At 48.7% G+C, this 6,530-nt stretch carries 5 protein-coding genes; 2 read left to right on the top strand and 3 right to left on the bottom strand.

Annotated elements, in window-relative coordinates; all coding sequences use genetic code 11:
* The 3 genes from ACLQ6D_RS07710 to ACLQ6D_RS07700 all read right to left on the bottom strand — a co-directional run.
* The coding region (locus tag ACLQ6D_RS07710) for a TRAM domain-containing protein (RefSeq protein WP_411726707.1) at nt 1-518 on the bottom strand (518 nt) is incomplete at its 3' end.
* Between the two features lie 2 nt (nt 519-520).
* Entirely contained in the window at nt 521-1,120 is a 600-nt protein-coding gene (locus ACLQ6D_RS07705; RefSeq protein WP_411726706.1) for a YdbL family protein, read from the bottom strand.
* A 14-nt stretch (nt 1,121-1,134) separates the two neighbouring features.
* Nucleotides 1,135-3,222, bottom strand: coding sequence for a C4-dicarboxylate ABC transporter (locus ACLQ6D_RS07700; RefSeq protein WP_411726705.1), 2,088 nt, complete (start codon nt 3,220-3,222; stop codon nt 1,135-1,137).
* Between the two features lie 619 nt (nt 3,223-3,841).
* On the opposite strand from ACLQ6D_RS07700, the gene ACLQ6D_RS07695 reads away from it, so the two are divergent.
* Nucleotides 3,842-4,240, top strand: a complete 399-nt coding sequence (locus ACLQ6D_RS07695) for a hypothetical protein (RefSeq protein ID WP_411726704.1) — start codon at nt 3,842-3,844, stop codon at nt 4,238-4,240.
* Nucleotides 4,164-6,530, top strand: a 2,367-nt coding sequence (locus ACLQ6D_RS07690) for a DUF6531 domain-containing protein (protein WP_411726703.1), incomplete at its 3' end; no start/stop codon positions are given. The genes ACLQ6D_RS07695 and ACLQ6D_RS07690, both read left to right, overlap by 77 nt.

Below are 6,530 nucleotides of genomic sequence, written 5' to 3'. Positions count from 1 at the left end.
ACGACAGGATGCATAACGACGCAACTGTCCATCTCGGCTAGATACGGATGCCGTTTTTCGCGGAATCCCACCAACACCCTGTTTTTTTTGGCGACGTACTTAACGCCCATCCGCGCTTTCCGGCGATAGCCCCAATGCGGCCCTGTTAATGGTTCCCAAAGCTGGGGAATCGTGACCTTGCCGATGCGTCTGAATTGCTCTTCAAGCAGTGTCTGTTTGATTTGAATTTGTGTCGCCGAATCCACGTGCTGAAAGCTACAGCCGCCACACACATCAAAATGACGGCATTTCGGCTCAACCCGGTGTTCAGAGGGATTTAGTACATTAACAACCTTGCCTTCGGCATAATCGCGGCGGATTTCCGTATAAAGGAATTCCACGTCTTCGCCCGGTAAAGCCGCGTCGATAAAAACCGCCTTACCCTCAATATGTGCAACCCCTCTACCGTCATGGGTCAGGGAGGCGATAGTCGCTCTAACCGGAACGTCCGGTAATGGCTTTTTCCTTGTCCGCGCCATGCTTATTTTTGCTTCCAAACTCCAGAGGATTGATACCACCAGCCAGATTGGGCATTGCTTATCCAGCGAGTAGCAAACGTTGATTTAATCTGCGTAACCCATTCAGGGTGTCCATTGGCATTGGCAATGGCCTGATAGAGCGCCTGACGGTCAGCATTTTCGCCCACAACCAACTTATTGACCTGATTACGGTCTTTTAACGGCACACTGGCAGCATCCCTTACCGCTAAAAATCCATCCGCTTGTATGCCAATGGCTCCTGCTGCATAAAAACCTTGTAATGCTGAAAAACGCTTTTCCATAGAAGCCGTAAGTTGCCTGATTTCCGGGCTATCAATGGATAAATCGGCTTCGGCGGCCTGTGCAGGGGAAATGGTGTGGTTTATGGCTTGATCGATAATCTTATAAAAGCTGGTCTGGAAATCAGATCGCTCGCTTTTGGGTTCTGGTTTGAGATCAAGCTCAGGCTTTTGCGGCGCGTTGCCTTGAATGTCCTTGATAATCTCATCGGCGACTTTTTCAGCGGCAGCGGCTGGAAAGTAGATATTGATGGTGACACACGCCGCAAGCATTAACACGCCTAGCAAAGAAATTTTTTTCATTTTGTACTCCATAGTTACTGAACAATCACTTTATCCGGCGACGCTACACGGCCTAGCCGCTCCACCAGAACATCCCAGTTGACGCGGGGATTATACCCCAGCACGTCAATTCTCGGCAGACCGCCGCCTTTAATAAGGTAATAGCCCTGCCCTTCCGCTTCTAAACCCATCATCTGACAAACACCTTCGTGCAAATAACAACCCACGCCAATTTTGTCGTAGCCAAAGGTTTCAAAAAATCCCAAAAAACTGAACGACAACAAATCCGTAGCGCCACCACCGCCGATACTGGCGATATTTTTAACTGCTTTTTGGCTGATGCGGTGGCTGGAACTGTCGTCATCCGGTGTCCCTAGCCAAGCATAAAAAGTGACCGGATGCCAGTTTTCAAGGACAAGTTTTTTGACAAATCCCGACACTTTGCCGGAAATATTGCCGAATTCAAATTTTCGGGTCAGTAGATCCAAATCCAGATTTTCGATTTCAACATCGCCAACTACCTTTGGAAAATTAGTGAATAAACCTGACGAGGCTAGATGATTGACTTTAACAGTGCCATCAAAAACCTTAATTAAAAGCTCTCCTTCGAGACTTAAGGTTTTATTGTGATAATCAACCCTCGGAATCTGGCCGCTGATATTTCCCCATAAAGGAGTCCAACCCATTGCTTTTGATAATTCCTCCAGGGAGACATTATCCAGCGATCCAGAAAAAGAAACATCAGGCTCATCCTGTTTCTTGTCTTGCCAACTGAACTTATCGACAACCATCGAACCGTTTAAAAAGGGCAGCTTGACTTTCTCAACCAGGTTGAAAAAATCCCCCTGACTGTCAAATTGCAGTCTGGCTGATTCTAAAGGTAAGTCTTTGATAGTTAGCTGTTGCCATGCCAGTTCCGATCGTTTTGTCAGTGTTGGGTCATCCGACCAGTTAATCAATCCCCTACCTTTATTGATTGCCAAGCGCCCGGCTTCATCTTTGACATTCAGTTTGCTGAAGTGCACTGAGGTGTCCGTCAATGTTTGCTGAATAAAAGAGAAATTCACCTGGAGATCACCCGTAACTGACACGCCTGTAAAGGGCGATTCTGTAAAAAACGGGTTGATATAGGTTGTCAATAAACCTTGTAAGGTATTGCTTTTTAAAGCCACATCAGCCTTATCAATCTTGATGCCATCGCGATAATAACCATTGGCACTGCCAGTTAGCGTACCAACATCCGGGTGCTGGTAAGTGAATGACTGAATTTCAGCCTTCTTTGTATTGGTGTTCCAAGCACCTTGGGCATTCAAGACTATGGGCTGCGTCCCTGCTTCCAGATAAACCGGATCAATATAAAGAGCACCACCAATTATTTTTGATTCACTTTGCCAATACCACCAATCTTCCTTGGTTTTTTTGCCTTCAAGATGCGTCAGCAAATTTAATTTCTCTGAGGCAACTTTGCCATCCTGTGTCTGGTCGGTTAATCCTTCAATCTCGGCAGTAAAACTAAATTCCTGCACTGCCTTTTGATGGCCAGAAATTACTCCGTTCAAATTTAAGTTACCTTGTTTTAATTGCGCTTGTTTCAATTTAGGCGGGTTTGACTGGAATATTTTATCAATCAGGTTGTTGCTGATATGTTTCGCGCTCACCTTTCCTTGCCAAATCTGACCTTGTATTTCTGCTTCTATTGATATGCGACTACCTGCTAGACGGGTATCTTCCAGCTTAAAGGTATTTTTTTTCGGACTCAGGTGAAAGGAAAAATTTGTAGTGGGCGATTGCCATTGAGCAGAGTGGACTGAAGCCTTGCCCTGACTGCAATGCAATTCATCATGATCCCAGGTGAAATGAACGCAACGGATGTCGGCAAGGGTTAGGTCGTCGAACGGCTTGGGAAGCGTCAGCTTGGTTGCTGACAAGCTCAGTTGTGTTTTTTTTTGGTTGAGGTCACTGACTGCTAGCGTGACCCCTTCCAATTTCCAGCCTTTACCTGCCATTGAGCCAATATCGAGCGCAGCTGCATCAAGTGCATTGACGGGAGTCGCCATCAGCCAAAGCACCATGAAAAAACAGTGCTTAATGATAGTACGACAAAAAACCTGTAGGTCTTTCAAAATAAGAGGGCTTTTGTTTTGTGGAGTATCTACAGCTAGCACGTAGGTTGGGTTAGGCTCGCACATCGCCATGAGTCATGCAAAACGGGCGTTTGGACGAGCCTAACCCAACGATAAGGGTTTGGGTGACGGCGAATGTTGGGTTACGACGCGCCCAACGGTCAGTGGTTGTTTTGTCAATGTTGCCATGCGCGTCTAACCCAACCTACGGCACTATTCACGGTTTTACGAATACCCGATCATTTATTTGTCGGGGTTAAACAAGGGAATTGCCACCCCAACAACAAGTTGCAATGGCCTGTTGAAAGGTATTAAAGAAGATAGTAGGAAATTCAATCTTTTAAGTCAATTTATTTAATCTTGCCCCCACTGTGAAAAGCACTCAACTAATAGAAAAGGCTAATGCAATATTTGTCATTGATTGAATCCGAGTGGCTATTATAGGTATTTATATGTATATGCTTACAGATAAATAGGTGATATGGTAGCAGAAAATCCCCGAGCGGGGACGGAGTATGCCCTCAATGCCACGTCCGGCATAGGCCGGAACAATAGAAAGTGAAGGCAGAAAGTTTAGGGTTCTTATTAGAAAGCCGAATTGTACAGGGCGATACAGACTATGTCGCATCAGACGGTTCCGCTTATTTTATGGGGACGTGGTTATTGGGGATTTTGCGGAGCGAAGGCGGAAAACATGGGCAAACAAGACAATAAAAGGGCGAAACCATCGGTAAGCCTACTGGGGTTGGGGATAGCCTTAGCGGTTTTTTGCAACGTGGCGGCGGCAACCGGCGATAAGGCACTGGCAAAACCGGACACTAAAGCCCAAGCCCAGTTGGTGGAGAGCTACGGCAAATTCTTGCTGACCGTAATCGTGGTGCTAATTCTTGGCCTATTTGAAGCAGCTGGTAAAGGCGCTCAAGCTGCGACAGGGACACCGAATGATAATCCGGTGGGTACAGCAAGCCATAATAGCGCTATCGTTTCTCAATGGTACGGTGATGCTGGGGGTTGCTGATCAAGGCCATCTTAATGTCGCGGGTGGAACTTTATCTTCTGGAAATTCCGGTACCACAGTTGTTGGTTTGCGCTATGTTCCGACCAATGGAGAGGCCACCGCCCCAGGATGCCTGTGTGAAGGTTGGGGAATAGCGGACGCTGGCACCGGTCAAGCTGCTCATTCAGATATCGCTTCGGGCGGTGTGGGCGTCAACATGGTCGTCAATAGTTTTGGCTCGACATCAATTGATGCCACATCTGTAGTCACCGCCTTCGGACGTTTGCGAGTAACACATTTTTACCATCCCCACCCGTTAACCCCCTTCCTCTATGTAGCCGACATAACGATTGACAATGTGTCCGCCACCGACGTTAGCGATCTGCGATATACCAGGGTGATGGACTGGGACATCCCGCCAGATACGTTTAATGAACATGTGACAATAGCTGGGGTGGGTAGCGCAGCGAACCTGCGGTATGCCGATGACAATGGATTCGATACTCCTAATCCGCTTAGTCCGCGGAGTCCCATCCTTGCATCTGGTAACCAAGTAGATACGGGACCTACTGACCACGGCGCATTATTTGATTTTGGTTTTGGCACATTACGGGTGGGCGAAAGCAAGAGCTTCAGGATTTTTTACGGTGCTGCCGGCAACGAAATAGATGCTTTAGGCGCTTTAGCCATCGTCGGGGCCGAAGCGTATTCTTTAGGCCAACCGAGCACAGAATTCGGTGGCGGTGGGTCGGTTACAGGCACCCCGAATACCTTTATTTTTGGCTTTTCCGGTATTGGTGGAGGGGCGCTCATTGCCTCGTCGGCTACCTTCGGAGGGCAAAGTTCTGCCAATCCGTTTGGCATAGCAGCCGAACCTGTCAACACCGCTACTGGCAACTATTTCTATCAGCACACCGATTTAAGCATCGCTGGACGCAGCTTGCCGTTTGTCTTCGCCCGCACGTATAACGCATTGGACAGCTACTCTGGACCACTGGGGCACGGGTGGACCCATTCCTATAACCTTCGCCTGACAGAAAAATCAGACGGGTCGGTGACCGTCAAGCAAGGCGACGGGCATGAAGAATTCTATGATCCGGCAGGTGGCGGAAACTTTTCATCCCGATTACCCGGTGTTTTCAACATCCTTGTTAAGAATTCTGATGACAGCTTTACCCTAACTGCTAAGGATCAAACTCAACATCATTTCGACAGTGCCGGAAGGCTCACCGGGATCAGCGATAAGAACGGCAACGCGCTAGCGTTCGGCTACGACCCCAGCGGTGATCTCACTACCGTAACCGACACGGGGGGTAGGACGATCGCCCTGAGTTATGACGCGAACCACCGCATTACCGCGATCACCGACCCTGCCGGACATGTCGTCCGGTTCGCCTACGATGCTGATGGAAACCTGATCTCCGACACCGATCCCAACGGCGGCGTGATGAACTATAGCTACGATGCCGCGCATCGGGTGATGCGCATCACCGACCGGCGCGGCAACATATTGATCGAGAACACTTATGACACCACTGGCAGAGTGATCTCCCAAACGAATGGCCGCGGCTTTATCACAGGTTTCGCTTATGATGCCCCGCAGACAGACGACACCACCATCACCGATCCCCTCGGGAATACCATCATCCACACCCACGATAGCCAGTTCCGATTGATCGCCGAAACCGATTCATTGGGCCACAAAATCCAGTATGTCTATGATGCTGACAACAACCGCACCCAAATCATCGACAAGAACGGCCAGACCACAGCGTTTACTTACGATGCTCAAGGCAATGTTCTTTCCAAAACCGATGCCCAAGGTAACGTAACGACTTTGGAGTACAATTCCTTGAACGACCCGACTAGCATTGTTGATGCGCTGGGTCAGATTACTACGTTTGCCTATGATGCGAAAGGCAATCTGAACGAAGTAACGGATGCGCTGGGAAACAAAACGGCAGTCACTTACGACGCCTCCGGCCAACCATCCAGCATTACCGACGCCCTTGGCAGCATAACCCAGAATACCTTCAATACGCAGGGTAACGTGATACAAGTAGAGGACGCGCATGGCCACAAGACCACGCTCACTTACGATGTCATCAGCAGGCGTACCGGCATGACCGGCGCCAACGGCCATGCGGCGAGCTTTAGTTACGATAACAACGGCAATCTGGTTTTGGTAACCGACCCACTGGGCAAGAAGACCAGTTTTACCTATGATGCCAACAACAACCGTACCAACTTCACCGATCCGCGCGGCAATGCCACAGCCTTTGTTTATGATGCCAACGACCTGTTGAGCAAA

This window comes from Methyloglobulus sp. (assembly GCF_046714055.1).
Lineage (GTDB): Bacteria > Pseudomonadota > Gammaproteobacteria > Methylococcales > Methylomonadaceae > Methyloglobulus.
This window is presented reverse-complemented; position numbering and strand designations above follow the sequence as displayed.

What these genes read in the sequence shown, in the direction of transcription:
- ACLQ6D_RS07695 (WP_411726704.1), top strand. Translation starts at nt 3,842, where the DNA reads ATGTCGCATCAGACGGTTCCGCTTATTTTATGGGGACGTGGTTATTGG.
- ACLQ6D_RS07705 (WP_411726706.1), bottom strand. Translation starts at nt 1,120, where the DNA reads ATGAAAAAAATTTCTTTGCTAGGCGTGTTAATGCTTGCGGCGTGTGTC.